The organism is Flavonifractor hominis (assembly GCF_040095835.1).
GTDB lineage: Bacteria > Bacillota > Clostridia > Oscillospirales > Oscillospiraceae > Flavonifractor > Flavonifractor hominis.
This window is the reverse complement of the sequence record NZ_JBBMFT010000001.1, coordinates 156947-181927: the sequence shown is the minus strand read 5'-3', so window position 1 is coordinate 181927 and position 24981 is coordinate 156947. Positions and strand designations below refer to the sequence as shown.

The 24981-nt window shown below is 56.5% G+C and carries 28 protein-coding genes; 10 read left to right on the top strand and 18 right to left on the bottom strand.

Annotation, left to right across the window (positions count from 1 at the left end):
• Positions 1-98: 98 nt before the first annotated feature.
• Genes lgt through yfmF form a run of 3 tightly spaced genes read right to left on the bottom strand, consistent with a single transcriptional unit; the run spans position 99 to position 3722 of the window.
• Positions 99-1166, bottom strand: a complete 1068-nt coding sequence (gene lgt / locus WMO45_RS00945) for a prolipoprotein diacylglyceryl transferase (protein WP_349138757.1) — start codon at positions 1164-1166, stop codon at positions 99-101.
• Positions 1163-2440, bottom strand: coding sequence for an EF-P 5-aminopentanol modification-associated protein YfmH (gene yfmH, locus WMO45_RS00940; RefSeq protein ID WP_349138755.1), 1278 nt, complete (start codon positions 2438-2440; stop codon positions 1163-1165). The genes lgt and yfmH overlap by 4 nt, the downstream gene beginning before the upstream one ends.
• 4 nt (positions 2441-2444) lie before the next feature.
• Positions 2445-3722, bottom strand: coding sequence for an EF-P 5-aminopentanol modification-associated protein YfmF (gene yfmF / locus WMO45_RS00935; RefSeq protein WP_349138754.1), 1278 nt, complete (start codon positions 3720-3722; stop codon positions 2445-2447).
• A 242-nt stretch (positions 3723-3964) separates the two neighbouring features.
• Here yfmF and ylxM point away from each other — a divergent pair, with 242 nt between their 5' ends.
• The 9 genes from ylxM (at position 3965) to rsmA (ending at position 10025) form a co-directional block, all read left to right on the top strand.
• A complete protein-coding gene (gene ylxM, locus WMO45_RS00930) occupies positions 3965-4333 on the top strand; it encodes a YlxM family DNA-binding protein (protein WP_349138753.1) in 369 nt (122 codons plus the stop codon).
• A 3-nt stretch (positions 4334-4336) separates the two neighbouring features.
• Positions 4337-5695 carry a signal recognition particle protein gene (ffh, locus tag WMO45_RS00925; RefSeq protein WP_349138752.1) on the top strand — a complete coding sequence of 453 codons (1359 nt, stop codon included), beginning with the start codon at positions 4337-4339 and terminating at the stop codon, positions 5693-5695.
• A 70-nt stretch (positions 5696-5765) separates the two neighbouring features.
• Entirely contained in the window at positions 5766-6005 is a 240-nt protein-coding gene (gene rpsP / locus WMO45_RS00920; RefSeq protein WP_007489428.1) for a 30S ribosomal protein S16, read from the top strand.
• A 17-nt stretch (positions 6006-6022) separates the two neighbouring features.
• Positions 6023-6253, top strand: a complete 231-nt coding sequence (locus WMO45_RS00915) for a KH domain-containing protein (protein ID WP_349139324.1) — start codon at positions 6023-6025, stop codon at positions 6251-6253.
• 114 nt (positions 6254-6367) lie between these two features.
• Positions 6368-6868, top strand: a complete 501-nt coding sequence (gene rimM / locus WMO45_RS00910) for a ribosome maturation factor RimM (RefSeq protein ID WP_349138751.1) — start codon at positions 6368-6370, stop codon at positions 6866-6868.
• Positions 6861-7604: a tRNA (guanosine(37)-N1)-methyltransferase TrmD gene (gene trmD / locus WMO45_RS00905; RefSeq protein ID WP_349138750.1), complete on the top strand. Its 744-nt coding sequence runs from the start codon at positions 6861-6863 to the stop codon at positions 7602-7604. The genes rimM and trmD overlap by 8 nt, the downstream gene beginning before the upstream one ends.
• A 111-nt stretch (positions 7605-7715) precedes the next feature.
• The gene (locus WMO45_RS00900) at positions 7716-8552 is read left to right on the top strand and encodes a DegV family protein (protein WP_349138749.1); all 837 of its coding nucleotides are present in this window, start codon (positions 7716-7718) and stop codon (positions 8550-8552) included.
• A gap of 101 nt (positions 8553-8653) precedes the next feature.
• Positions 8654-9169: a GNAT family N-acetyltransferase gene (locus WMO45_RS00895; protein WP_349138748.1), complete on the top strand. Its 516-nt coding sequence runs from the start codon at positions 8654-8656 to the stop codon at positions 9167-9169.
• Positions 9156-10025: a 16S rRNA (adenine(1518)-N(6)/adenine(1519)-N(6))-dimethyltransferase RsmA gene (gene rsmA, locus WMO45_RS00890; protein ID WP_349138746.1), complete on the top strand. Its 870-nt coding sequence runs from the start codon at positions 9156-9158 to the stop codon at positions 10023-10025. Before WMO45_RS00895 ends, rsmA begins: the two co-directional genes overlap by 14 nt.
• Before the next feature lie 37 nt (positions 10026-10062).
• Here the strand turns inward: rsmA and WMO45_RS00885 are convergent, their stop codons facing one another.
• From WMO45_RS00885 to WMO45_RS00860, 6 genes are all read right to left on the bottom strand, one after another.
• Positions 10063-12015: a YgiQ family radical SAM protein gene (locus tag WMO45_RS00885; protein WP_349138745.1), complete on the bottom strand. Its 1953-nt coding sequence runs from the start codon at positions 12013-12015 to the stop codon at positions 10063-10065.
• Between the two features lie 7 nt (positions 12016-12022).
• Entirely contained in the window at positions 12023-13189 is a 1167-nt protein-coding gene (locus tag WMO45_RS00880; protein ID WP_349138744.1) for a GNAT family N-acetyltransferase, read from the bottom strand.
• An 82-nt stretch (positions 13190-13271) separates the two neighbouring features.
• Complete coding sequence (locus WMO45_RS00875; RefSeq protein ID WP_349138743.1) at positions 13272-14189, bottom strand: dihydroorotate dehydrogenase; 918 nt, start codon at positions 14187-14189, stop codon at positions 13272-13274.
• Positions 14182-14940, bottom strand: a complete 759-nt coding sequence (locus WMO45_RS00870; RefSeq protein ID WP_349138742.1) for a dihydroorotate dehydrogenase electron transfer subunit — start codon at positions 14938-14940, stop codon at positions 14182-14184. The genes WMO45_RS00875 and WMO45_RS00870 overlap by 8 nt, the downstream gene beginning before the upstream one ends.
• Positions 14941-14980: 40 nt before the next feature.
• A complete protein-coding gene (gene pyrF / locus WMO45_RS00865) occupies positions 14981-15907 on the bottom strand; it encodes an orotidine-5'-phosphate decarboxylase (protein WP_349138741.1) in 927 nt (308 codons plus the stop codon).
• Positions 15908-15912: 5 nt separating this feature from the next.
• Positions 15913-17196 carry a dihydroorotase gene (locus WMO45_RS00860; protein ID WP_349138740.1) on the bottom strand — a complete coding sequence of 428 codons (1284 nt, stop codon included), beginning with the start codon at positions 17194-17196 and terminating at the stop codon, positions 15913-15915.
• Between the two features lie 178 nt (positions 17197-17374).
• Here WMO45_RS00860 and WMO45_RS00855 point away from each other — a divergent pair, with 178 nt between their 5' ends.
• The gene (locus WMO45_RS00855) at positions 17375-17551 is read left to right on the top strand and encodes a hypothetical protein (protein ID WP_349138738.1); all 177 of its coding nucleotides are present in this window, start codon (positions 17375-17377) and stop codon (positions 17549-17551) included.
• A gap of 300 nt (positions 17552-17851) precedes the next feature.
• Here WMO45_RS00855 and WMO45_RS00850 read toward each other — a convergent pair whose 3' ends face one another.
• The 9 genes from WMO45_RS00850 to WMO45_RS00810 all read right to left on the bottom strand — a co-directional run bounded on the left by WMO45_RS00850 (position 17852) and on the right by WMO45_RS00810 (position 24857).
• On the bottom strand, positions 17852-18262 hold the full coding sequence (locus tag WMO45_RS00850) for an arsenate reductase ArsC (RefSeq protein ID WP_349138736.1): 411 nt from the start codon (positions 18260-18262) through the stop codon (positions 17852-17854).
• Between the two features lie 3 nt (positions 18263-18265).
• The gene (locus WMO45_RS00845) at positions 18266-18613 is read right to left on the bottom strand and encodes a thioredoxin family protein (RefSeq protein WP_349138735.1); all 348 of its coding nucleotides are present in this window, start codon (positions 18611-18613) and stop codon (positions 18266-18268) included.
• Between the two features lie 17 nt (positions 18614-18630).
• Positions 18631-19632: a permease gene (locus WMO45_RS00840; RefSeq protein ID WP_349138734.1), complete on the bottom strand. Its 1002-nt coding sequence runs from the start codon at positions 19630-19632 to the stop codon at positions 18631-18633.
• An 80-nt stretch (positions 19633-19712) separates the two neighbouring features.
• Positions 19713-20039, bottom strand: a complete 327-nt coding sequence (locus WMO45_RS00835) for an ArsR/SmtB family transcription factor (protein WP_349138733.1) — start codon at positions 20037-20039, stop codon at positions 19713-19715.
• 289 nt (positions 20040-20328) lie between these two features.
• Entirely contained in the window at positions 20329-22497 is a 2169-nt protein-coding gene (locus WMO45_RS00830) for a M56 family metallopeptidase (protein WP_349138732.1), read from the bottom strand.
• Positions 22494-22868 carry a BlaI/MecI/CopY family transcriptional regulator gene (locus WMO45_RS00825; protein ID WP_349138731.1) on the bottom strand — a complete coding sequence of 125 codons (375 nt, stop codon included), beginning with the start codon at positions 22866-22868 and terminating at the stop codon, positions 22494-22496. Before WMO45_RS00825 ends, WMO45_RS00830 begins: the two co-directional genes overlap by 4 nt.
• An 86-nt stretch (positions 22869-22954) precedes the next feature.
• On the bottom strand, positions 22955-23677 hold the full coding sequence (gene sigE / locus WMO45_RS00820; protein ID WP_349138730.1) for an RNA polymerase sporulation sigma factor SigE: 723 nt from the start codon (positions 23675-23677) through the stop codon (positions 22955-22957).
• 14 nt (positions 23678-23691) lie between these two features.
• Positions 23692-24549: a sigma-E processing peptidase SpoIIGA gene (locus tag WMO45_RS00815; RefSeq protein WP_349138729.1), complete on the bottom strand. Its 858-nt coding sequence runs from the start codon at positions 24547-24549 to the stop codon at positions 23692-23694.
• Between the two features lie 113 nt (positions 24550-24662).
• A complete protein-coding gene (locus tag WMO45_RS00810) occupies positions 24663-24857 on the bottom strand; it encodes a DUF951 domain-containing protein (RefSeq protein ID WP_349138728.1) in 195 nt (64 codons plus the stop codon).
• Positions 24858-24981: the final 124 nt, after the last annotated feature.

Here is a 24981-nt window from a genome sequence, read left to right as displayed (position 1 = left end):
TTTGTACCTGGCACATCCTATGAAGGCCCGTCCCGTTTTATGCCAGCTATCCGGGCATAAAAAAACGGCCTGCCATCGGCAGACCGTTTTGAACGTTTTCATGTCTTCGGTTGTCGGATCTCGCTCAGGTCGTCCCGGCTCTTCAGTGCCTCGTACAGCTCAGCCATATCCGCATCTGTGGCATTGGCAGGCAGCGCATACTCCTCTACCTTAGCAAATTCCTGTTCCAGGTTCTTTTTCTGTGTTCTGTACCACTTCTGGACGTCCGGACTTCCCTCCCGATATACCAGAGCCACCCGACGGGCCTCTTTCTTTACTTGATTGACCCACAGTTTGGCCGGATCATGCTTGAGAAATACCAGATTGATCACCAGCAGCACGATGGCCACCGCCGCGGTAGCAAAGCCAAACACTTGGCTGACCCGGATGGGGGTATTGAAAAAATACAAGCTATCGGTGCGCAGCCCCTCAATAAAGCCCCGGCCCACACCGTACCAGGCAAAATAGCTCAAAAACATCTGCCCGTCAAACTTGCGCCAGCGCTTGGCCACCTGGATCAGCAGCAAAAAGCCCACCAAGTTCCACAAAGATTCATAGAGGAAGGTAGGGTGTACCTCCATGTACTGGCGGACACCATCCACATAGGCATAGATGCCCATCCGCCAGGGCAGGTCCGTGGGCCCGCCGTAGGCTTCAATGTTCACAAAGTTGCCCCAGCGCCCCACCATCTGCCCGATGAGCATGCCAAACACGCCCAGATCGGCAAAGGCCAGGAACTTGATGCGGCGCACCTTACAGAACACCAGCAAAACAATGACCGCCATGATGACGCCGCCGTAGATCGCCAGCCCGCCGTCCCAGATACGGACCATCGCCCCAAAATCCAGCGACCCATCTTCCTTGCGAAACAGGTCCAGGTAAAACACGATGTAGTACAGCCGCGCCCCGACGATGGACAGGGGCACGGCAAAGAAGAGCATGTCGATGATGTCGTCCTGCCGGATGCCGTACTGCCCCGCCACGCGGGTGCAATACAGCACAGCCAGCAGAAATCCCGCGGCAATAATGATGCCGTACCAGTACACCGGCCAGCTTCCAACATGAAAAGCCACCCGGTTCAGCTGAAATTCCAGTCCAAGCCCTGGGAAGGAAACTGTACCCATCATACGCTCTCCCCCGGCCGGACCACAGCCAGGCCGCAGCGTGCCCCGGTTACCCACCGGCAGATGCAGTCCTCCACATCGGATTTCTGGATCTGGTCAAAGACCTCCGGGAAGCGGAAATACTCCACCCCGGCAAAATGGGCCTGCGCCAGTTCGATACATACATTCTCAAACGAGTTCATAGCCCGCACCCTGGCTCCGTACAGTCCCTTTTTGAGTCGGGCAAACAACGCCTCATCGATGCCCTCTCGGGCGATGCGCTCCCCTTCGGCCAGCACCGCGTCCCGCACCTGGACCGGGTCCCGGCTCTCACCGCCGGCGGCCATCAGGGCGCAGCCGGGATAGATCTCAAAACCATAGGCAAAGTTGGCGTTGATGAGCCCCTTCTCATACAGGCTGGCATACAGCGGGCTGGAATTGCCCAGCAGCGCCTCACAAGCCAGCTCTCCCATGAGCTGCCGACGCAGCCGCTCCTCCCCCGCAGGAGCCGGATCAGCCTTGAATCCCAACTGGAAAATGGGGGTGGATACCTCCATCTTCAATTCCTTGACAGAGACAGAGGCCTTGTCGTTCTCCTCCCCGCCATAGTCCCGCTCAATGCTGCCGCCGGACTCAGCAGGCAAAATTTCCCGGGCAATACGGCAGACCATCTCCGGGTCCACATCCCCCGCCACGGTGAGCACCATGTTGGAAGGAGTATAAAATGCCTTGTGACAGGCGTAGAGGGTATCCGCTGTGATACAGGCAATGGACTGCTGCGTACCGGCGATGGGCACCTGGATGGGATGGTGGTCATACAGGCACTCCATCAGGGCATAGAACACCTGGTTATCCGGGTCGTCCTCCACCATGCGGATTTCCTGACCGATGATGCCCTGCTCCTTGTCCACACTCTCCTGCGTAAAGTAGGGCACGGATACAAAGGAGAGCAGAATTTTCAAATTGTCATAAAATTTCTCCGTGCTCTCAAAGAAATATCCCGTGATGGCGGAGCTGGTAAACGCATTGGGCGAAGCGCCATTGGCGGCCAGATCCTGCAGAGCGTTGCCGTCCTCGGTGTCGAACATCTTGTGCTCCAGAAAATGCGCCACCCCCGCCGGGGTGTCCTGCCACTGCCCGTCCAGGCGGAACTTCATATCCATGCCGCCATAATTAGTGGCAAAAAAGGCATAACTCTTCTGAAACTCAGGCCGGCGGTCCACATAGATATGCAGTCCATTCTCCAGCTGAGCATGATACAGTGTCTCCCCAATACGGGGGTACTCCTTGCTAATCATGGATTCACTCCTTACCTTTCAGGAAATAGACCGTGTCCAGTTTCAGTTTGCCGGCGGCTGCCTGTACCTGCTCCCGGGTCACCTGCTCCACTCGTCCGGCCAACTCGTCAGGAGCCTCGGTCAAGCCGGCGGCCGCCTGGCCCAACCAGTAGTCCTCCAGCCGGCTCTGAGCATCCAGAGCGGTGCGCAGCGCGCTCACGACTGAACGCCGGGCCCACTCCAGCTCCTCATCGCTGAACTGGCCCTGCTGACAGTTGCGCAGCTGGGCCAGGATCTCCTCCTTGGCTTGTCCCACCTTGCCAAACTCCACACCGGAGGAGACCAGCATCACATCCTTATATTTCATCAGCCCCGAACTGGCATAATAGCACAGGGAGAGCTTTTCCCGCACATTGAGAAACAGCTTGGAAGTGGTGGTACCACCGTAGATGGCGTTTACCAGCATCATAGCCGGGTAGTCAGCATCCCAAGCGTCCACACCCGTACGGAACCCCATGGACAACTTGCCCTGGGTCACATCCAGCGCCTCTTCCACCAAGCGGGGCTGCTCCGGAGCGGCCCGTTTGGCCGGCCGGGCCGGCGCCACGCGCTCTCCACTCCGGGGCAGTGCACGGGCAATGGCCTCTACCGCCGTTCGTACCCGCTCCAGCTCCGCCGATCCGCAGTAGTAAAACTCAATGGGAGCAGTGCCCAGCATGGACTGATACCGGGCCCAGAGCTCCGCCGGCGTGATGGCGGCAGCCGCCGCCTCACTCCCCAGCTTGTCCACGCCAAAGGGCTCTCCGGCGCACATCTCAGCCACGACCCGCATCTGGGCATACTGCCGCTTATCGTTGACTTGGGCTCGAATCCGGTCGATCAGGTTTGCCTGCTCCTGCCGGGTATAATCCGGGCAAAATACTCCGCTCTGGGTATAGGGCTGCAGCAGCAGCTCTCCCAGCAACTCGGCCGCCGGCTCCAGAATGGATTCGCCCTTCAGTGTATAGGCGTCGTCCAAAAAACTTCCTACAAACCCCACACACTGGGTCTCACCTTTTTTACGCACTGTGGGCTCCAGAGAGCCGCCATACAGCTCATCCAGCACTGCAGAGATGGACTGCATATCCGGATGCTTCCGCGTGCCGCGGCGGAGCACCATGGGAACCAGCGCATTCAGAGCGGCAGTCTCTTCCGACAAAGGCAGAAGAAATTGCGCTCCCAATACACTGGATTTGAATTTCTTCGTCTGCACCGCTGTCAGACGCACGCCAGGCAGCAGCTCGATGATGGAAACTTCGATCACTGGGCTTCCTTCCTTTCCTATGGGAGATGACGAGATCGTCAGTATCAGCTATTATACAACGTTTTGGCCCGTTTGACACTAGCAAACGAAAAAAAGATGACCTCACTTCCATACCCGTCTATAACCTACAGGAAATGTGCAATCTTTCTCTTGACAAACCGGCCAAATTATAGTATTATCTCTTCTGTTGTAAAGCTCCGAAGCTTTACTAACTTTACAGAGATCCGGAAGGAGGCGGTAACGTGAAGAACCAAGCCTACCGCATGGCGCTGCTCTATGACTTTTACGGCGACATGCTCACTGACCGCCAAAAGGAATTCTACGACCTCTATTACAACGAAGACCTCTCCCTGGCGGAAATTGCAGAGAACTATGGTATCACCCGTCAGGGTGTCCGAGACGTGATCGTCCGGGCCGAGGCCATCCTCACAGAGCTGGAAGACAAAACCGGCATCATCCGCCGTTTCCACAAGATGCAGGAGCAGTTCAGCCAGATCGAACGAGCAGTGGACACCATCGCCCAGCGCAACGACGAGCGTTATCAGGACGACACGGTGGAAGAACTCTGCAACCAGGTGAAGCGTGTGTTGTCCCAGCTGAAACAGGAGTAAGGCATGGCATTTGAAGGACTGACCGAAAAGCTTTCCGCAGCGTTTAAAAAGCTGCGCGGCAAGGGCCGCATTTCCGAGGCTGACGTCAAGGAGGCCATGAAGGAAATTCGTATGGCCCTGCTGGAGGCCGACGTAAACTTCAAGGTGGTCAAGCAGTTCGTCGCCTCAGTTACGGAGCGGGCTGTGGGCAGCGATGTTCTGGAGAGCCTCACACCCGCCCAGATGATCGTCAAGATCGTCAATGAGGAGCTCACCAACCTGATGGGCGGCGAGAGCACCAAGCTTACCATCTCCCCTAAGCCCCCCACGGTAGTGATGCTGGTGGGCCTCAACGGCGCAGGTAAGACCACCAACGGTGCTAAACTGGCCGGCTTTATGAAAAAGCAGGGCAAGCGTCCCCTTCTGGTGGCCTGCGATACCTTCCGCCCCGCCGCCATCACCCAGTTGGAGGTAGTGGGACAGCAGGTGGATGTGCCCGTGTTCCAGATGGGGCAGATTGATCCCATCGATATTGCCAAAGCAGGCATTGAACATGCCAAAAAGCACGGCAACGACATCGTGTTCATCGATACCGCTGGTCGGCTCCACGTCGATGAAGAGCTGATGGAACAGCTCAAGGAAATGAAAGCCGCCATTGATCCCACCGAGATTCTGCTCATCGTGGACGCCATGATTGGTCAGGACGCGGTAAATGCCGCTAAGGCCTTTGATGAAGCCCTGGATATTACCGGTGTCATGCTCACCAAGCTGGACGGCGACGCCCGGGGCGGCGCAGCACTCTCCATCAAGGCGGTCACCGGTAAGCCTATCAAGTTTGTCGGTCAGGGTGAGAAACTGGATCAGGTGGATATCTTCTACCCCGATCGTATGGCCTCCCGTATTCTGGGTATGGGCGACGTGCTCTCTCTCATTGAAAAGGCGCAGCAGAGTTTCGATGCCAAAAAGGCCGCCGAACTGGAGCAGAAGCTGCGTAAGAACAAGTTTACGCTGGCTGATTTTTACGACCAGCTGGTCCAGATCAAGAGCATGGGTTCCCTTTCCGATATCGCCGGGATGCTCCCGGGGGTAAATGCCAAGGCGCTGGAAGGGGCCAATGTGGATGAAAATGCCCTGTCCCGTACCGAGGCAATTATTCTGTCCATGACACCGGCGGAGCGGGAGGATCCCTCCCTGCTGAACAACAGCCGGAAAAAGCGGATTGCCGCTGGCTCCGGGACCCAAGTGGTAGATATCAACCGCTTGCTCAAACAATTTGAGTTGATGCAACAGATGAGCAAGCAATTCTCCGGCAAACAGATGAAGCGTATGGGTAAGCTGGGGAAAATGGGCAAGTTCGGTAAAATGCCGGGACTTCCCTTCTAAACCGTTGGTAAGCGCGCATCGTACGCGTTTCCATAGATCGATGTTACTATCATGTGGAGGTGAATATACAATGGTTAAAATCAGACTGCGTCGGATGGGCGCCAAGAAGGCTCCCTTTTATCGTATCGTGGTTGCTGACTCCCGTTATCCCCGCGATGGCCGTTTCATCGAGGAGATCGGCACTTACAATCCTCTGACCCAGCCCGCCGAGATCAAGGTAGACGCCGAGCGCGCTCAGGCCTGGATCAAGACCGGCGCTCAGCCCACTGAGACCGTGAAGGCCCTGCTGAAAAAAGCCGGCGCCATCTAATGGAGGGCACAGCTGACATGAAGGAGCTGCTCACTTACATTGCCCAAAACTTGGTAGACCATCCCGATGCGGTATGTGTCACCGAGCATACGGGTGATGGCGAGACCGTCCTGGAACTCCGGGTCGCTCCGGAGGATATGGGCAAGGTGATCGGCCGTCAGGGCCGTATTGCCAAGGAGATTCGTACGCTGATGCGCTCCGTGGCCCAGCGCCAGGGCACCAAGGTTTCCGTTGAAATCGTCGACTAAAGTCCAGGGGTGGCCTCATCTCCCCTAGATGTGAGAAGCCGGCCGACCGTCTGGTCGGCCGGCTTTTTCCGCCTGATACAGGCATAAATCCAGTTCAATGTTGGGGTGATACCGATGAAACATCCATTTTTAGAGGCCGGTCAGATCGTCAACACCCACGGCATCCAGGGTGAGGTGAAAATCGTCCCCTGGTGCGATACGCCGGAGTTCCTCTGCCAGTTTGACACCTTCTATCTGGACGGGCAGCCAATTCGGGTCCGCTCCATGCGCGTGCACAAGGGCAACGTACTGGCTATGCTGGAGGGTGTGGACAGTGTGAATGCCGCCATGGCACTCAAGGGCAAAACCATCTCCATCGACCGCAGCGGCGTAGTTTTGCCGGAGGGCCGGCATTTCATCGCTGATCTTCTGGGATTGGAGGTCATTGACGCCGCCACTGGTGAGAAGCTTGGCACGGTAGCCGATGTGCTCACCCCGCCCGCCCACGAAGTCTACGTGGTCCGGGGAGAACACGAGTATATGATCCCCGCCGTAGATGAATTTTTGGCGGAGACCAATGTGGAGGCGGGCTACATCAAGGTCCGGCTCATCGAGGGGATGCGTACTGATGTATAGAATCGATATCATGACCCTGTTCGATCTGACCGTGGGCGATATGATGAACGAGTCTATCCTGGGCCGGGCCCAGGAGCGTGACATCATCCGCATTGAGGCCCATCAGATTCGGGACTACACCCTCAACAAGCAAAAGCAGGTGGATGACTACCCCTACGGCGGTGGACGAGGTGCGGTCATGCAGGCCGATCCCCTTTACCAGTGCTGGAAGCATATCACCGATACGTATGGTCCCGGTCATACCATTTATATGTCCCCCGCCGGCACTACCTTTAAAGAAGCTGATGCCCGCCGTCTGCGGGATGACTATGACCATCTGATCCTGGTGTGCGGCCATTATGAGGGAATTGACGAGCGCTTTATCGAGGAGTGTGTGGACGAGGAAATTTCCATTGGTGACTTTGTGCTCACCGGCGGCGAATTGGCAGCCATGGTAGTAGCCGACGCGGTATCCCGCCTGGTCCCCGGCGTGCTGTCCGATCCGGAGTGTTTTGAAAATGAAAGTCACTGGAACGGCCTGCTGGAATACCCTCAGTACTCCCGTCCGGAGGAGTGGCACGGCCGTAAGGTGCCCCCCATTCTCCGCTCTGGCGACCACAAGAACATTGCCCGTTGGCGCCGGAAGCAATCCATCCTCCGCACCCGTCAGCGCAGACCGGACCTCTATGCACAGCTGGATCTCTCCTCCAAAGAAGATCAAAAGCTGCTGATGGAATTGGAAATGGAGTCAGAATAAGCGTTCTTTCGGAAATGTTTACATCTTTCCCCTTTACTTTCTCCCCTATCAATGCTACAATGACAACATATCCAGATGTAATATCCATCATTATATAAGAGGATTTTTACCATGAGTTTCAAGATTATTGTCGACAGCTGCTGCGACCTCACCCCGGCTCAGCTCCAGGAGGAGTGTTTCCAGAGCGTCCCGCTTACCATCCATGTTGGCGAGCATGTTTTTGTAGATGATGCCTCTTTTGATCAAAGTGAGCTCTTGTGGCGTATGCGCGAATCCCCTGTAGCACCCCACACCTCCTGCCCCTCCCCCGCCCAGTACCTGGATGCCTTTGACGATACGGTGGATGACATCTATGTGGTCACTTTGTCTGCGTTACTCTCCGGGTCCCACAACGCAGCGGCTCAGGCCCGCAGCCTTTGGCTGGAGGAACACCCCAGTGCCAATGTGCACATCTTCAACTCCTGCTCGGCCTCCGCTGGAGAGGTTCTGGTTGCATTGAAGATCAAGGAGCTGGCCCAGTCCGGCATGGATTTCACTACGGTGGTCAGCCAAGTGTCCCGCTATATCAACGAAATGAAGACCTACTTCGTGCTGGAAAATCTGGACAATCTGCGTAAAAACGGCCGGCTGACCCGTGTGCAGTCTCTGGTCACCAGCACACTGCGCATTAAACTGCTTATGGGCTCCACACCGGAGGGCGAGATCTGCAAAAAAGGACAGGCCATGTCGGTCAAGCAGGCTCTGGGCAAAATGGTCGCCCTGATGGCGGAAGATGCCAAGCATGTGGGACGTACCCTGTCCATCGTCCACTGCAACTGCCTGGAACGTGCCTTTTACCTCAAGGAACTGGCCATGAAGCAGTGCGGTTTCTCCGACATTCTCATCAGTGACACCGGTGGAATCAGCACCGTTTATGCCAATGACGGCGGCGTAGTGGCCGCCTATTGAGCCCAACCTCTTCCGCCCGGAGTGAGACACCCTCCGGGCGGTTGTTTTTTATGGGGATTTGTGGTATAGTGACAGAATCATCCTGCTGGGAGGTTACTGCCATGGACTATATCATTCGCCCCACCCGTCTGGAAGACATGGAGGGCTTCACTGACCTGCGGCGTATGCCAGGGGTATTTGAAACGACCCTGGGCCTCCCTTCTGAGTCCGTCCAACGCAATATCGACCGCTTTAAAACTATGGGCCCTGACAATCATAACTTTGTCGCTGTACTGCAAGACGGCACCATCATCGGCGCAGCCGCTCTCCAGGTTCAGGCCAGTCCGAGAATGCGCCATGTGGGCAGTGTGGGGATTTTTGTCCATACCGACTATCAGAATATGGGAGTTGGGACTGCCCTGCTCACCACCCTGCTGGATCTGGCGGACAACTGGCTGATGCTGGTGCGGGTAGAGCTGGAGGTCTTTGCTGACAACGAACGTGCCATCCGGCTCTACGAAAAGCTGGGCTTTGAAAAGGAAGGGCTCAAGCGTATGGCCACCATCCGAAATGGTACCTACGCCGACGAGTATTTGATGGCCCGGCTGAAAAGGAGATCAACCAATGGATCTATGTAACGAAAAAGATATCAAGGCCTTGTTGGGCCGCCACGGCTTCCGCTTTTCCAAGAGCATGGGGCAGAATTTTTTGATTGAAGGATGGGTCCCTCGGGATATCGCAGAGGCTTCCGGTGCCGAGGCGCACTGCGGCGTGTTGGAAATCGGCCCGGGGATTGGCCCGCTAACCGTTCAACTGGCTCAGAGAGCGGGCCGGGTGGCTGCGATTGAGCTGGACAAGGCCCTGCTGCCCATCTTGGCGGAGACCCTCGCCCCCTATGACAACGTCTCGGTCATCCCGGGAGATGCCATGAAACTGGATCTGGCCGCCCTGGTAAATGAGCAGTTTCCCGGCCTGACTCCCATCGCCTGTGCCAATCTGCCCTATAACATCACCACTCCGGTGATCACCGCCCTGATCGAAGCAAATTGCTTTGCCTCGATCACAGTCATGATCCAGCGGGAAGTCGCCCTGCGCATCTGCGCTGCCCCGGGTACATCCGACTATGGCGCCTTCTCTCTCTTCTGCCAGTATCACACCCAGCCGGAGTTTCTATTCGAAGTGCCGCCTGAGTGCTTCCTCCCTGCTCCCAAGGTGACCTCCGCTGTCATTCGCCTGGTCCCCCGCCCGGAGCCCCCTCAGGACCTGGTCGAGGAGTCCTTTTTCTTCCAGGTGGTAAAAGCCTCGTTTGCCCAGCGCCGTAAGACTCTGCTTAACGGCCTGTCCGCCGCCTTCGGCAGCCGCTTGGACAAAGATGTGCTGCGGAGTATACTGGAGGATTGCGGCTTACCTGCCGATGTACGCGGAGAGCGGCTTGGAATTCCGGAATTTGCCCGGCTTGCCGCCACCCTGCAAAATCATCTGCATGCTCAATAAAAAATGGAGCCCCGGCATCAAGCCGGGGCTCCATTTTTTATTTCTTCTTTTTGGGTCTTGCGTTCTTCTTTGGCTTGGCCACTGCCCAACCGGCTTTTTTGACAGGTTTCTGTCGGGTATGCCCCGCTTGAGGTAAGCCTGCCGACTTGCGTCCCGGGGGCGTTTTCCCCTTCCCCTGCTGCCTGGCCGGCCCACCCGTCGAGGGACGCAGCAGGCATTCCTTGCCATAACCAATCAGGTCCTCCCGATGGGCCACACGGAGCGCCTCACGCACCAAAGCGCGTTTTTCCGGACGCTTCCACTGCATGAGGGCACGCTGCATGGCCTTTTCATGTGGATCACGGGGTACATAAACCGGTTTCATCGTCCGCGGATCGATGCCCGTATAGTACATGCAGGTAGACAGAGTTCCAGGTGTCGGATAGAAATCCTGTACCTGCTCCGGCTGGCGGCCGGTGCGGTTGAGCCATTCGGCCAAATGCACTGCGTCGGCCATGGTGCAGCCGGGGTGTGAGGACATGAGATAGGGCACCAGGTATTGCTCCTTGCCGTACTTCTGGTTCAGCCGCTCATATTTCTGCTTAAAGCGCTCATAGACCTCGATATGAGGTTTGCCCATGTAGTTCAGCACTCCGTTGACGCAGTGCTCAGGAGCTACCTTGAGCTGGCCGGAGACATGATACTTCACCAGCTCGGCAAAAAACTCCCCATTGGTATCCTTCTGCAAGAAGTCAAAGCGGATTCCCGAACGGATGAATACCTTCTTCACACCCGGCACCTGCCGCACCTTCCGCAGGAGCATCAGATAATCTGTATGGTCGGCATCCAGATTGGGACAGGGCGTAGGCGCCAGGCAGGCCCGATTGCGGCACACCCCCGCCTTCATCTGCTTTTTACAGGCCGGCCGGCGGAAATTGGCGGTAGGACCGCCCACATCGTGAATGTACCCCTTGAAGCCCGGATGCTTGGTCAGGGCCGTTACCTCCCGGATCACACTCTCGTGGCTGCGGGAGCTGATGATGCGCCCCTGATGGAACGCCAGCGAGCAGAAATTGCACGCTCCGAAGCACCCTCGGTTGTGGGTGACGGAAAAGCGCACTTCCTCAATAGCCGGCACACCGCCCATGGAATCATACATAGGGTGGGGCTCCCGCACATAGGGCAGCTCAGCCACAAAATCCAGCTCCTGCGTGGTCAGCGGCATGGCGGGCGGATTGACAATGAGCAACCGGTCCCCGTGGCGCTGGAGGATCGCCTTGCCCCGAATGGGGTCATGTTCCTCATACTGGATCTGGTTGGCCTTTGCATAGGCCCGTTTATCCGTGCACACCTGCTCATAGGAGGGACACTCCACTTTGGGGTAGGCACACAGGGACGGATCCTTTGCCGCAAAGCAGGTCCCCCGCACATCGGTAATCTCGCCTACAGGGGTACCCGAGGCCAGACGCCCGGCAATTTCCCGGGTAGCCGTTTCCCCCATACCGTAGACCAGCAGGTCGGCCTGGCTGTCAAAGAGGATAGACCGGCGGACCTTATCCTCCCAATAGTCGTAGTGGGCAAAACGCCGCAGGCTGGCCTCCAGTCCACCGATTACCACCGGGATATCGCCAAACGCCTCCCGTACCTTGTTGGCATAGACAATGGTAGCCCGGTCCGGACGCAGGCCGGCCCGGTTCCCGGGAGAATAAGCGTCATCATGCCGGCGCTTTTTGGCGGCCGTATAGTGAGCCACCATGGAGTCAATGTTGCCCCCTGAAATAAGCACCCCTAGGCGCGGACGGCCCAATGCGGTAAAGGCCTCCGCCCTGCGCCAGTCCGGCTGTGCTAGGATGGCTACACGATATCCCTCTGCTTCCAGCACCCTGGAAATGATCGCAGGGCCGAAGGAAGGGTGATCGACGTAGGCGTCGCCGGTAATGACCAGAAAATCATAGCCATCCCAGCCCCGCTGCTGCATATCCGCTTTTGAAACAGGCAGAAATTCATTCATACTCGTATTACGGTTCCTTTGGTTCATATCCAATGTATTTTTCCAGACGGTCCAGCGGCTGGCGGCTGCCGGGCATCTGCCCGTTCTTACGGAAGCCGTAGCGCTGGTAAAAGCGCTGGGCCCGTCCGTTGTCCGGAGCACAGCACAGGCGCAGCGTGGTGCGCCCCAATGGCCGGAACGTAGACACCGCCTGTCCAATCAGCTGCACCCCCAGCCCCTGCCGACGGAACTGGGGCAAGATGTACAGGAACGGAATATAACCCGCTCCCTCATCCCGGTCCCGCTCCAGGTCCAACTGGAGCACACCGGCAATCTCATCTCCCCGCATGGCGCAGCAGATCGCCTTGCCCGGGTCCTGCTTCCAGCAGCGCATGGCATCTTTTAAGAAGCCATCCCGGTCGAAGGGGACATCCGGACCACAGATATCCACCCATGCGTCATGTCGAGCGGCACTATAGAGCTCTGCCTGAGATTCCAGGTCCAGAGGCCGGAACCAGAGGTTGGCATCAGCGCTCCTGCCCCCCTCCTGCTTCCACCATTTCTGGCGGGCCAGCGTGGAAATCTCCTCCGGCAGGTGGGAGTTATCATTTTCAAAGACAATGCGGATGTACTCACCCTCTACCTCCAGGCAGGTAACAGCAGTATTATCGCTGTGGCCCAGCTCATCCATCTCGCCTGGCCCAAGTCCCCGCACCGCCCCTTGCAGACAACGAATCGCCGTGCCATGGGAAAACAGGGCGATGGTCTGTCCCGGGTGGGCGGCCGCCAAAGAGAGGACCGCCCGCTTCATCCGCTGCTGCACCTGGTCAAAGGTCTCGCCTCCGCGGACCTGAAAGTCAGGGGCGCTGTGGTTGAAGCGGATCAGGCGCACAGCATCTGTCCGCTCCAACTCACCCCAGGTTCGGTCCTCCCACTCCCCTACGCCGATCTCCCGCAGTTCCGGAAGGGTGCGCAGCTCAAGTCCGTGGGTGAGGTAAATGGCTCCCGCCGTGGTTTTAGTACGGAAGAGGTCACTGGAATATACCGCATCGATCGGCACATCTGCAAACCTCCCCCGCAGAGCAGCAATCTGCCGATATCCGTTGTCCGTGATCAAGCTGTTATACCAGCCGTGGACCCGGCGGTACAGGTTTCCCTCCGCTTCCGCATGGCGGATCAAATACACTCTCGTCATAAGGACCACCCCATTGCTCTTACCCGCCGCCCGTTCAGGCCCTGAGGGCTCTTCCCGGCCTGGCTTCTATCTCTGTTCTCACTCACCAGGGCTTGACCGCTCCTGTAAAGTCAGATACCTTGCTTATACCTTGCATCTCAGCCAGTGCGGCCAGTTCATCCCGCACCTTGACGGGAGCATAGGGGTCAGCAAAGCAGGCGGTCCCCACCGCCACGGCACTGGCACCGGCCAGCATCAGCTGGGCCGCATCTGCGCCCTTGGCCACGCCGCCCATGCCCAGAATGGGCAGGTCCACGGCGTTTGCCACCTCCCATACCATACGCACCGCCACAGGCAGCACAGCCGGGCCGGACAAGCCGCCGGTGTTCATCTTCAAAATAGGCCGGTGGGTGTTTACATCAATGCGCATACCCCGCAGGGTGTTGATGAGGGACAGGGCGTCCGCTCCTGCGTCGGCCACCGCCCGGGCAATCTCAGTAATATCTGTGACGTTGGGGGAAAGCTTTACCATTACAGGGACGGTAGAGTGCGCCTTCGCCATCCGAGTGACCTCTGCGGCCAACTCCGGCTTGGTGCCGTAAGCCAACCCACCAGCCTTTACATTGGGGCAGGAAATGTTGACCTCGATCATATCCACACCAGCCGCAGAAAGCTTTTCACACATAATGCCGTATTCCTCCGGCGTATTGCCCGAGATGTTGGCAATTATGGCCAGGTCGTGGGTACGCAGCTCCGGCAGTTCCTCGGCAATAAAGGCGTCCACACCGGGGTTCTGGAGTCCCACCGAGTTGAGGATCCCCATGGGGGTCTCGGCAATACGGGGAGACGGATTGCCTTCTCTTCTGTGAAGTGTAAGTCCCTTACAGCAAATACCACCCAGCTCATTCAGATTATAAAACTGCCCGTACTCCCGGCCAAAGCCAAAGGTACCGGAGGCCACCACTACAGGGTTTTTCATCTTCACACCCGCCAGTACGACGGACTGATCTACCTTAGACATTCCAATCCACCTCCCTGGCATCAAAGACTGGGCCGTCCTTACACACGTGCTTCATGGTGCCGTCAGCCATCTGTACCGCACAGCCCAGGCAGGCGCCCACGCCGCAGGCCATCCGCTCCTCCAGCGACACCTGGCAGGGCACACCAAACTCGGCCGCCACCCGGGCCACATTGCGCAGCATCGGCTTGGGGCCACAGGCCGCCACGACCGTAAAGTCTTTTTCCTTTTCAAGTGTTTCCCGCACCAGTGCATCCACATAGCCGTGGTAGCCCAGGCTGCCGTCATCTGTAGCTACCTGCACATTGGCGCAGGCAGCCACAAACTCCTCCTGCAGCATGGCCCGGTCAGCCGAGCGGAAGCCCAGGATGGCAGTGCTCTTCCCGTCGGTCCATCTCGCACAGCCCAGCATGGGCGGCACTCCGATGCCGCCGCCTACCAGCAGACACTTGTCCTGTCGCTCCATCTGGAACCCTTTGCCCAGGGTACCCAGTACACTCAGCTGGTCCCCTGCCTTCCGGTGAGCCAGCCAGTCAGTCCCCTCGCCGCGCACCTCAAACACAATGCGCAGCAGCCCATCCTGCCAGGAGCAGATGGAGATGGGACGGCGGAGCAGCAGGCTGTCGCCGCACTTGATATGGACAAATTCCCCCGGCCCCGCAGGGGACATATCCCCCACCTCCAGGGTGAAGGAATAGGCGTACTCATTCAGTTTTACGGCCTCTGCGACCGTACAGATCCGTTCGATCGGCATGGGTTGATATTCCCCTCTCGTCTCTCAAGATAGCGTCTGCTTACGCGATGGTGGTAAAGCGCGCGATGTCATCCCGCATGGCAATGGCCGCGTTCCGGGCCGCCTGCTGATAATCCAGGCCGTCCTTGCCAGTCTTCTGCCAGGCACACATAATACCCCGGGAGGAGTTGACGATGGCACCGTGGCCGTTAGCCTGGAAGGCATACTGCACATCCTCAGCGGTGCCGCCCTGGGCGCCGTAACCGGGCACCAGCAGGAAAGTGTGGGGCATACGGGCGCGGATCTGCTTGAGCTCGTCGGGATGGGTGGCCCCCGCCACAGCGCCGGCCATGGTATAGCCATACTTGCCCTCGGTACCCGCACCCCACTTCTCAATGAGCTCAGCCATCAGGCCATAGACTGTATCATCTGCACCCGCAGGCACGTTCTGCAGCTCGCCGGAACCGGGATTGGAGGTCTTGACCAGCACAAAAACGCTCTTGTCCCGCTCCTTGCAGGTCTTGAGGAAGGGATTGACGCTGTCGGAGCCCATATAACCGTTGAGAGTGACACAATCAGCGTTGAAGCCCTCGCACAGAACATCCCCCACCTTGGTGGCACCCAGCCAGGCATCGGAATACGCCTCAGCGGTGGAGCCGATGTCGCCCCGCTTGATGTCGGCGATGACATACAGCCCCTTCTCATGGGCATAGCGGATGGTTTTTTCCATCAGGGCCATACCAGCCCAGCCCAGGCGCTCATAATAGGCCGCCTGAGGTTTCACAGCGGGGACCACATCGTACAGCGCGTCGATCAGGCCTTTATTGAACTCCCAGATAGCGTCGGCCGCACCCAGCAGGGTCTGACCGTATTTCTCATAGGACACCTTGCGGATATGTTCAGGTACATATTCCGGCTTGGCATCCAGCCCAGCCACCGTGGGGTTTTTCTTGGCGATGATTTTCTCCTGCAGTACATCAAAGGACATGGCTCTTAAACTCCTTCCTGGTAGACGATGTTTCCGCCTACCACGGTATATTTGATCTTGCCTTTCAGCTTCTTCCCCGCAAAGGGGGTATTGCGGCCCTTGGAGGCAAACCGCTCCGGGTCCACCGTCCACTCCTCGTCCGGGTCAAAAATGACTACGTCAGCATCCGACCCGATGGCCAACCGGCCCTTGGTGGGCAGACGCAGGATACAGGCCGGGTTGATGGTCATCTTGCGCAGGATGTCGGACAGTCCCAACTCCTTGGTGTGGTAAAGGTAGGTCAACGTCACCGCCAGGGCGGTCTCCAGTCCCACCATGCCGCTGGGGGCCTCGGTCAGCGGCCGGGCCTTCTCCTCAGCGGAATGGGGCGCATGGTCGGTGGCAATGGCATCGATGGTGCCGTCCTTCAGTCCCTCGATGATGGCCTCCACATCCGCCTTGGTACGCAGAGGCGGATTGACCCGGGCCATGGTGCCCTGCGAGAGGATCTCATCCTCCGTCAGGCTGAAATACTGGGGGCAGGTTTCACAGGTAATCTGAACACCCTTGCGCTTATACCGCCGGACGATAGCTACCGACTTGGCTGTGGAGATGTGGCAGATATGCACCGCCGCGCCGGTCTCCTCCGCCAGCATAGCATCCCGGGCCACCATCAGTTCCTCGGCAATGGCGGGCCGTCCGTCCAGCCGCAGCTGGCGGGAGATACGCCCTTCGTTGACGGCATAATTCTTAACCATGTCGGCATCCTCACAGTGGGACAGAATGGTCAGATTCTGCCGGTGAGCCAGGATAAGTCCGTCCCGCATGAGATTAGCGCTCTGCACCGGTACGCCGTCATCCGATAGCGCCACCACACCTGCCTCTTTCAGAGCTTCAAAATCCGTGAGTTCCTGCCCTTTCTGCCCTCTCGTCACCGCACCAATGGGCCACACGTGCACACCGCAGGCCTCGGCAGCTCGCCGCTTGACGTAGTCTACCTGCTCCTGACAGTCCACAGTAGGCCTGGTATTCGGCATACAGGCAATAGAGGTAAATCCTCCGTGAGCTGCCGCCAGAGTACCAGTTTCAATGGTTTCCTTATACTCAAATCCCGGTTCGCGCAGGTGCACATGCATATCTACCAGGCCGGCGCAGACCGTCAGCCCGCGGGCATCAATCACCTGAGCCTCCGGCTCGAAAATATTGCTGCCAATAACGGCCACTTTGCCGTCTTCCATCAAAATGTCCATGACGCCGCCGATACCGCCCACCGGGTCCACCAAACGGCCCTGGCGTATGAGCAATTTCACTCGCAATCACTCCTTCCGCGCATAGAAAAAGGGTCCAGGCCTCCCCCGTCCCCTCCTCAAAACAAGTTTCCATATCCTTTTTCATTATAACTTGAATCGCATATTTTAGCAACGCATTTTTCCGCTTTTCCGGCAATAATAAAAGCGGACACCGAGCACAGAAGGGAGTAACGCAAATATGACCAAACACGCATTTCTGGAAGGTATGGGACTGGGTGTACTGGCCGGTGCAGCCATTGGCATGGCCGTCACAGCCAAAAGCATGCAAAGTCCCGATGTGCGCCGCATGGCCCGCCGGGCGGTACGGCGAATGGACCAGATGAAAAGCGAACTGACTGACACCCTGGGCCTATAAAACACCATCCACGCAAAAATGACCGTCTTTCTCTAGCGTTCCATCGGGACAATATCGGAACCTGTCCGTATATCCTTAATATTTGTTCCTGTGGAAGGAGGCTGTGTTTCGGCACAGCCTCCCTTTTTCACTCATGGGCTCCTCAAAGGTGGGATAAAAATCAGGCATCCATCTCCGCTTCTTCCGCTGAAGATGGGTGCCTGTACATTTTAACATGATCTAGTTTGTACGCCAGTTTCTGTGTTAACTGAAAGCTGCTGTCTATAGGGTATTCCTCTGGGATCATATCGTTTTGAAAAACTATAACAATCCATCATCTACTCTGCTTTTCAGTTCCAAAACTTTTTTCTCAATGCTGTGGATCACTTCTAAAAAACAATCATCATCCTTTCCGGTTGGATCATCCAGTCCCCAGTCCTCCCGGTATTGGCAAGGCAACGACGGACAGGATACATTGCACCCCATAGTGATCACAATGTCAGCTGGGGGAATCTCAGACAACAGTTTACTGTACTGCCCCTGCTCCATATCTATACTATAGAGCTGTTTCATCAGTCGTACTGCATCCTGGTTGATCTTCGGCTTGGTCTGCGTCCCTGCGGAACAGCTGTCAAACGAATCGGCCGCCAACAGTTTGCCAAGCGCTTCTGCTATCTGACTGCGGCAGGAATTATGGACACACACGAAGGCTACTTTTGGCTTTTGACACATGGGTTACCCCCGAACCTTCTGGATCAGCGCCTTGGCCTCGTCCTTTTTCAGAACTTTACCATAGGATACTACTTTTCCATCTACTACCAACGCCGGAGTCGTCATCACCCCATAAGCGGCAATCTGCGTGAAATCTGTCACATGGTCAATCGCAATCTCCATGCCCAGCTCTGCCAGCGCCTCACGGGTAGCCTGCTCCAAGGCATTACATTTGGCGCAGCCGGAACCAAGCACTTTGACGCCGTTGGAGATCTTGTCAGCCTCCGCCCGGACCATTGCCTCAGGTGTGCAGCTGCCGCTGCAGCAGCAAGAATACTTTTTTTCTCCCTTGTTTCTGCTAAAAAGCCCCATATTTCATACCTCCTAAATTAAATGAAAACGTACTGGAATATATTAAACAAGTAGCCGACAACAATAATGCCAACTGTGCACACACCAATAAATAAAGCCAGCAGTTTCGGCTTGACGGCCTTGCGCAGCATGATCATAGATGGCAAACTCAGCGTTGTAACCGCCATCATAAAGGCCAGGATCGTACCAATCTGTGCGCCTTTTGCAAGCAGAGCCTCCGCCACCGGGATTGTACCGAATATATCCGCATACATAGGAACACCCACCAGTGTCGCCAGGAGCACCCCAAAGGGATTGTGGCTGCCCAAAACAGTCTCAATCCAGCTTTCCGGTATCCAGTTATGAATCACCGCACCGATCCCAACACCCACTAAAATATAGGGAAATACCTTTTTGAAGGTGGAGGAAACCTGTTCTTTTGCATACTTCACACGCTCCACTTTTGTCAAAGTAGGAGACTCAATATCTACGCTCCCGGCGGAAAGAATAAAGCTCTCCACATACTTCTCCATGTGCATCTTTTCAATGATTGTGCCGCCCACAACGGCAATCACCAATCCGAGCAGCACATAGATCACCGCTACCTTCGCTCCAAAGATGCTCATCAACAATATCAGACTGCCCAAATCCACCATTGGAGAGGAGATCAAGAAAGAGAATGTCACGCCCAAAGGAAGTCCCGCACTGGTAAAGCCGATAAACAGCGGGATAGAGGAACAGGAGCAAAATGGAGTCACTGTACCAAGCAAGGCAGAGATGATGTTTGCACCGATTCCATGAAAACGACCTAAAATCTTCTTGCTGCGCTCCGGAGGGAAGTAGCTTTGGATATAGGAAATGACAAAAATCAGAAAACACAGGAGAACGGTAATCTTGATCACATCATAGAGGAAAAACTGAACGCTGCCGCCAAGCTGTCCACCTATATCCACTCCTAGCATAGATAGGCCATTGCCAATTAACCCATTTAACCATTTCATTCCTAAAATCTCATTTTGAACGAATTGCCATACGCCCATGACAGAAACCTCACTTTTCATAAAGCAGATAACATATCAAAAATTTTTGATGTTTTAATTCAAGAGAAACGCCATCGATATTATGATGGCGTTTTTCTGCCGCAGGATGGGCAGTGATCCTCTTGTTCTGTATTGGGCGTAAGAATGGCCCGCAACCGTTCCAGCGCCCACGCTCCGCCAGATGGGTTCAAGCGGTAATGTGTCCATTTTCCTTCCTGCCGACTGGTTACAATACCAGAATCGCACAAGATTTTCATGTGGTAGGACAACCCGGATTGCGTCAAATCCATCGGTTCCTGTAAGACGCAAGCGCATTTCTCACCGCTGCGCAATTGCTCTAAAATGGCAAGGCGCTTCGGGTCACACAATGCCTTGAACACCTTGGCGTCCTCCTGGTGGGATCCCATCTGTTCACCTCATATCAAATCAAAAACTTTTGATATGATTAGTATATGCAGCAGGCCTCTATTTGTCAATGGCTGTTTGAAACTTTTATCTACTCACGGCTCTTCTGAGTTGGGAACCGCCTGTAGGGTTTCGCTGCCTCAGTGGTCATTCATCCGAACTTTGAGCTGAGCTAACCGCAAGTCCTTACGAGGACTTGCGGTTAGCTTCTTTACATCGTATTGTTGTTTCTCCTGGAATGGGTTCACTCCGTATTCCTTGGCGCAGAGCGATTGGTCAACCATCTTTGCTTCAGATAAATTTTTTTATGTTGTCTAACGTCAGTTCATACCACGGTGCGTCCGGTTTCCGGTCCTGAGCCTCCCAGGCAGCCTCGTACTCCGCCTGAGAGACAGGCTGATGATTCACCTCAAACGTGTGGAACACATACTGTTCCCCCATGCCGCGGATAAGTCGGTCCATCTCATAGCCCGTTTCCGTAAAGCGGATGGCCGCCACACCATCCTCGAAACCGGCTGAATACGAATAAGTAAATGTGCCGTCGGTCTTCAGATCCCAGAAGGTACGCCAGTGGCTGGGAAAGCCATAGACCATACCGTCTTTCTTATGGAGAATCAAATAGCCTCCCATATCGTTGCCCACATCGGTGATCCAGAGGACCACCTCTTCCGTTCCGTCCGCGTTCAGATCAAGAACTGCAAACTGGTAAATCTCTGCATAAGGGCTGTCCGGGCTAAATAAAGCCGGAACCTCCGCGATGGATTTGGACACCGGTTCTTCCGCGTCCTCCGCCCAATACAGAAATGTGGCATTGCCCACCAGAACGTCCTGATAGGAGCTTTCCTCCTCGTCCTGATAGGAGCTTTCCTCCTCAGTCGGCAGCGCAAAAGGAGTATAGGGGATGGACATCCCGGAGGCCATCCACCCTTCCCCCACAGTCACAGCGTCTTGGCCATCTTCGGGCTCGGAAACCTGCTCCACCGTCTCCAGATATCCCTCCATCTTTGGATCGAACCGGTACTTATACCACTCGGTTCTTCCCGCGCCGCTGGAGCCCTGATGGTAAAGGAATCCGTCGGTACCCACTACGTAGAGGCTCCGTTCCCACCCCTCCACCGCCAGGACAGGCTGACCGTCTACCAGAGTATAGACAGCAAACACGTATCCCTCATCCAGATTCCAGAACTCGCCCCCAGTCCATCCCAGGAGCAGTTCCTCCACACCATCCCCGTTCAGATCCATCTGCGCATACCCTGTCCGGTCCAGTAAGCTGTCGGTGTCTCCCCAGGCCCAGTAAGGATTGGTCATGGCATTGGGCAGGTCAGGGTAGTCATCCGGCTGCCGGAGAGCGAGAGCCTCCTCATACCGGGCCAGGATCGCCTCATAGGGATCCTCTTCCCCTGCTTCACCAGCAGACGTGGGAAGCGTTGAGGAAGCAGTCTGCCCCGTCAGATCCAGCACCCCGCAGGCACAGCAGGTCAACCCCAGCACCAGGATCAGGGTCAGACAAAGTGCAGCCCGTGTGGGTTTCCGGTAGCCTAAAATCCCCTGAAGTCGGGCCTTCAGCTGCCGCTTCTCCTCACACAGGGTGGTGGCCGTCACACCGGTGGGAAGTCTGCGCCGGGCGGCCAGGGCAAGCAACAACTCTCCATAGCCCATCCGCTCCTCCGGCGTCAAAGCGGAGAGCACCGCTTCGTCGCAGGAGAGCTCACAGTCCAGAGCGATCTGCTGCCCCATCCAATGGACCAGTGGATTAAACCAGTGGAGAGCGGTCGCCAATACTATCAACCATTTATAGAAGAGGTCACCCCGCTTACAGTGAGTCAGCTCATGGCGCAGAGCAGCGGACCATTCCGCCTCACTGAGCGTCGGACTGTTCTGGGGCAGAACGATCACCGGATGCAGCAGCCCCATCAGCATGGGGGTATCTACCTGGCTACTGCATACCAAACGCACCCGCGTTTTCCCCTTCAAGCACTCAAACAGGGCCAATTCCTCTGCCCGTGGCGGAGCAAGCGACCGTTTCAGTCTGCCGGAAAAGGCAACATAAGCGGCAATGTGCCAACCCAGGCTGACCACCGTCCCCACCAGCCACAGGAAAAACAGAGCATCGAAAAGGGAGAACACCGGCTCCAGCTCCTCTGTTTTCTGGTCCGTCTCCGCAGGATGCTCCTCCGGCACAGCCGCTCCGGCAGGGCTGTGTTCCTGTTCCATCGGATCTGCTTGGTGCAAAAGAGCATCTTGCTGCTGCATTGTGTCCAGCACGGGTTGGGGCGGTTCAGGCAGAGACACTCCATAGCCCACAGGCACCAGGAGGCGGAACAGAACCAGCAGCCAGGCGTAATAGGAAACGGCCTTGGGCAAGCGGTGACGAATCAGCGGGCGCAAAGCCAACAGGAGTGCACACAGCAGCGAGCCGGACAAGGAAAGGGAAAGTATGGTGAGCAGAACCCCCTTCATTTTGGCTCCTCCCCATGAAACAGGGCGGACAGCTCAGCGATGTCCGCCTCGCTCAACTGGCCGTCGGACAACAGAGCGGCCACCAGCTTTTTGGCACTTCCTTCAAATACCTTTCCAATATAATGCCGGGTAGACCACCGGTCATATTCTGCCCGGGTAAGGACCGCCCGGTACATCCCCCGGCGCTCCAGTCTGACCGCACCTTTCTCACACAAACGGCGCAGCAAAGTCTTGACGGTGGAATCCTCCCAACCGCACCTGGCTGACAAAGTCCGGCGGAGCTCCGCCAGAGCCACCGGCTGAGGCGACTGCCATAAGACCTGCATCACTTCCAGCTCCGCATCCTGGATCTTTTCTGCACTGCTGCACATATCAGTCCCTCCAGAAAGTTTACTGTTGTAGTCTATCAAAAGTTTACACCAGTAATCTTTTTCTGTCAAGACCTTTCCTTCGCCCCCTACAGCAACTTTAAAATCTCCCTTTTCAATCGAGAGATGATGCGCTTTTCCAGCCGTGAGATGTAGGACTGGGAGATACCCAGCCGGTCGGCCACCTCCTTCTGGGTCCGCTCCTGTTGTCCGTCCAGCCCAAAGCGCATGGTAATAATCTGGCGCTCCCGGTCGTCCAGTTTTTCCAGCGCGTCAAAGAGCAGCTTGCGATCCACGTCTGCCTCGATGGGCTTCATCACCAGATCGCTCTCCGTACCCAGGATATCGGACAACAGCAGCTCGTTGCCATCCCAGTCCGTGTTCAGCGGCTCATCAAAGGACACCTCACTTTTGAGATTGGCCGTTTTGCGCAGGTGCATCAGGATCTCATTTTCAATACACCTGGATGCATAGGTAGCCAGCTTGATGTTTTTGGCCGGCTGATACGTGTTGATGGCCTTGATCAGTCCAATGGTACCGATGCTGATCAGATCCTCAATCCCCACCCCAGTGTTCTCAAAGCGGCGGGCGATATATACTACCAGGCGCAGATTGCGCTCGATGAGCTTGGATTTGACCGCCTCATCTCCCTGCTCCAGCTTTGAGATAAGCTCTGATTCCTCATCTCTGGACAGCGGCGGAGGCAATGTGTCGCTCCCGCCAATGTACATGATTTTTCCCGGCAGCTGAAGCCCCAATCCAGCCAGCAGCCTCTGCACGCGCACATACAGGCGCAGCTTCCATTGTTTCATTCCGCCCCTCCTTTTTATGTACCGATCAGTGCACAGTATCCTCCCCCGTCGGTCAAAGGGGTTGGTGAAAGGGCCAGCAGCAGCGCTCCGTAATCCTCACCGCCGATCTTAGCCCCGTCCAGCCGCAGTGCCAACAGCATCCCACACTCCACTCCTACCGCTTGGTAAGGAAGCAGACGGCAGCGCCCCTGCCACCCCTCTTCACTCAGGCGCTCCATGACTGCCACCGGGTCTCTCAGCTCCTCTGGTGCTGGAGCCCGTTTTGGCGGAAAGAGGGCGGCTACCTTCTCTCCTTCCGCCACCATTACTGGACGGCCGGTAGCCGGATCCGTCAAAGTATTGCCCGTGTCCACCAAAGCTGTCAGCACCACCCGCCGCCCTTGCAATGTAAGTACTGCTGGCACCAGCTCCCGCCGGGCTGCGCTGTGGCGGGCTGAACGCTGAAAGAGCAGGGTGATAAGCACATAACACCCCGCTGCCGACACCAGAATGAGCCGAAGATCCATGGCCGAATAGAAGATCCCGTTCTTCAAAGTCAAGCCACGATTTCCAAACAGCTCCAGCGCAAAAATGCCACCCCCGAAGGCGGCGCTCACCGCAAAAAAGACCAGCGTAACCCGCAGCAAGCGGCGGCTGTGCCCATATCCCGCCAGCAGAGCCAATAGAGCGGCTCCGACCTTGCACAGCGGGTGCAGCAAAAACCCCATTCCAGGCAGGAATATCGCTGCAGCATATCCCGCACCCACTGCCGCCCCAAGCGCCAGGCGACCGCGGTGCAGTACCTCCCCCGCCAGGCGGCCGGAGGCCAGCAACAGCAGGTAATCAACCACGAAGTTGAGCAGAAACAATGCGTCCAAATACACTACTGTCATGTTCCGCCCCCCTTTCGGCACCGCAGCTTATTATAAAACCCCCTGTCCACAAAAAAGGTCACATTGCGGCCACCAAAAAAAGAAAGCGTCCCGGCCTCTGGCCGGGACGCTTCTTATTCCGTAGAACCCTGGGAACGCAAGATCTTCCGGATGCTCTTTTCCGCCTTGCTGCGAGGAAGCATCAGCTCATGCCCACAGCCCTGGCAGCGCAGCCGGAAGTCCATACCTACCCGCAGTACCAGCCAGTTCCGGCTTCCGCAAGGGTGTTCCTTTTTCAGCTCCAATACGTCGCCCACATGGACATCCATTCCGCTTCTCCTCCTGTTCGCTGGGTAACTTCTATTATAAGTTCCCCTCTCTCCGCTGTCAATTCAGCCTTGGATGGCGCATATAGTGTTGCATCCCGAAAAAGAGCGTATGGAAGAAAGAAAG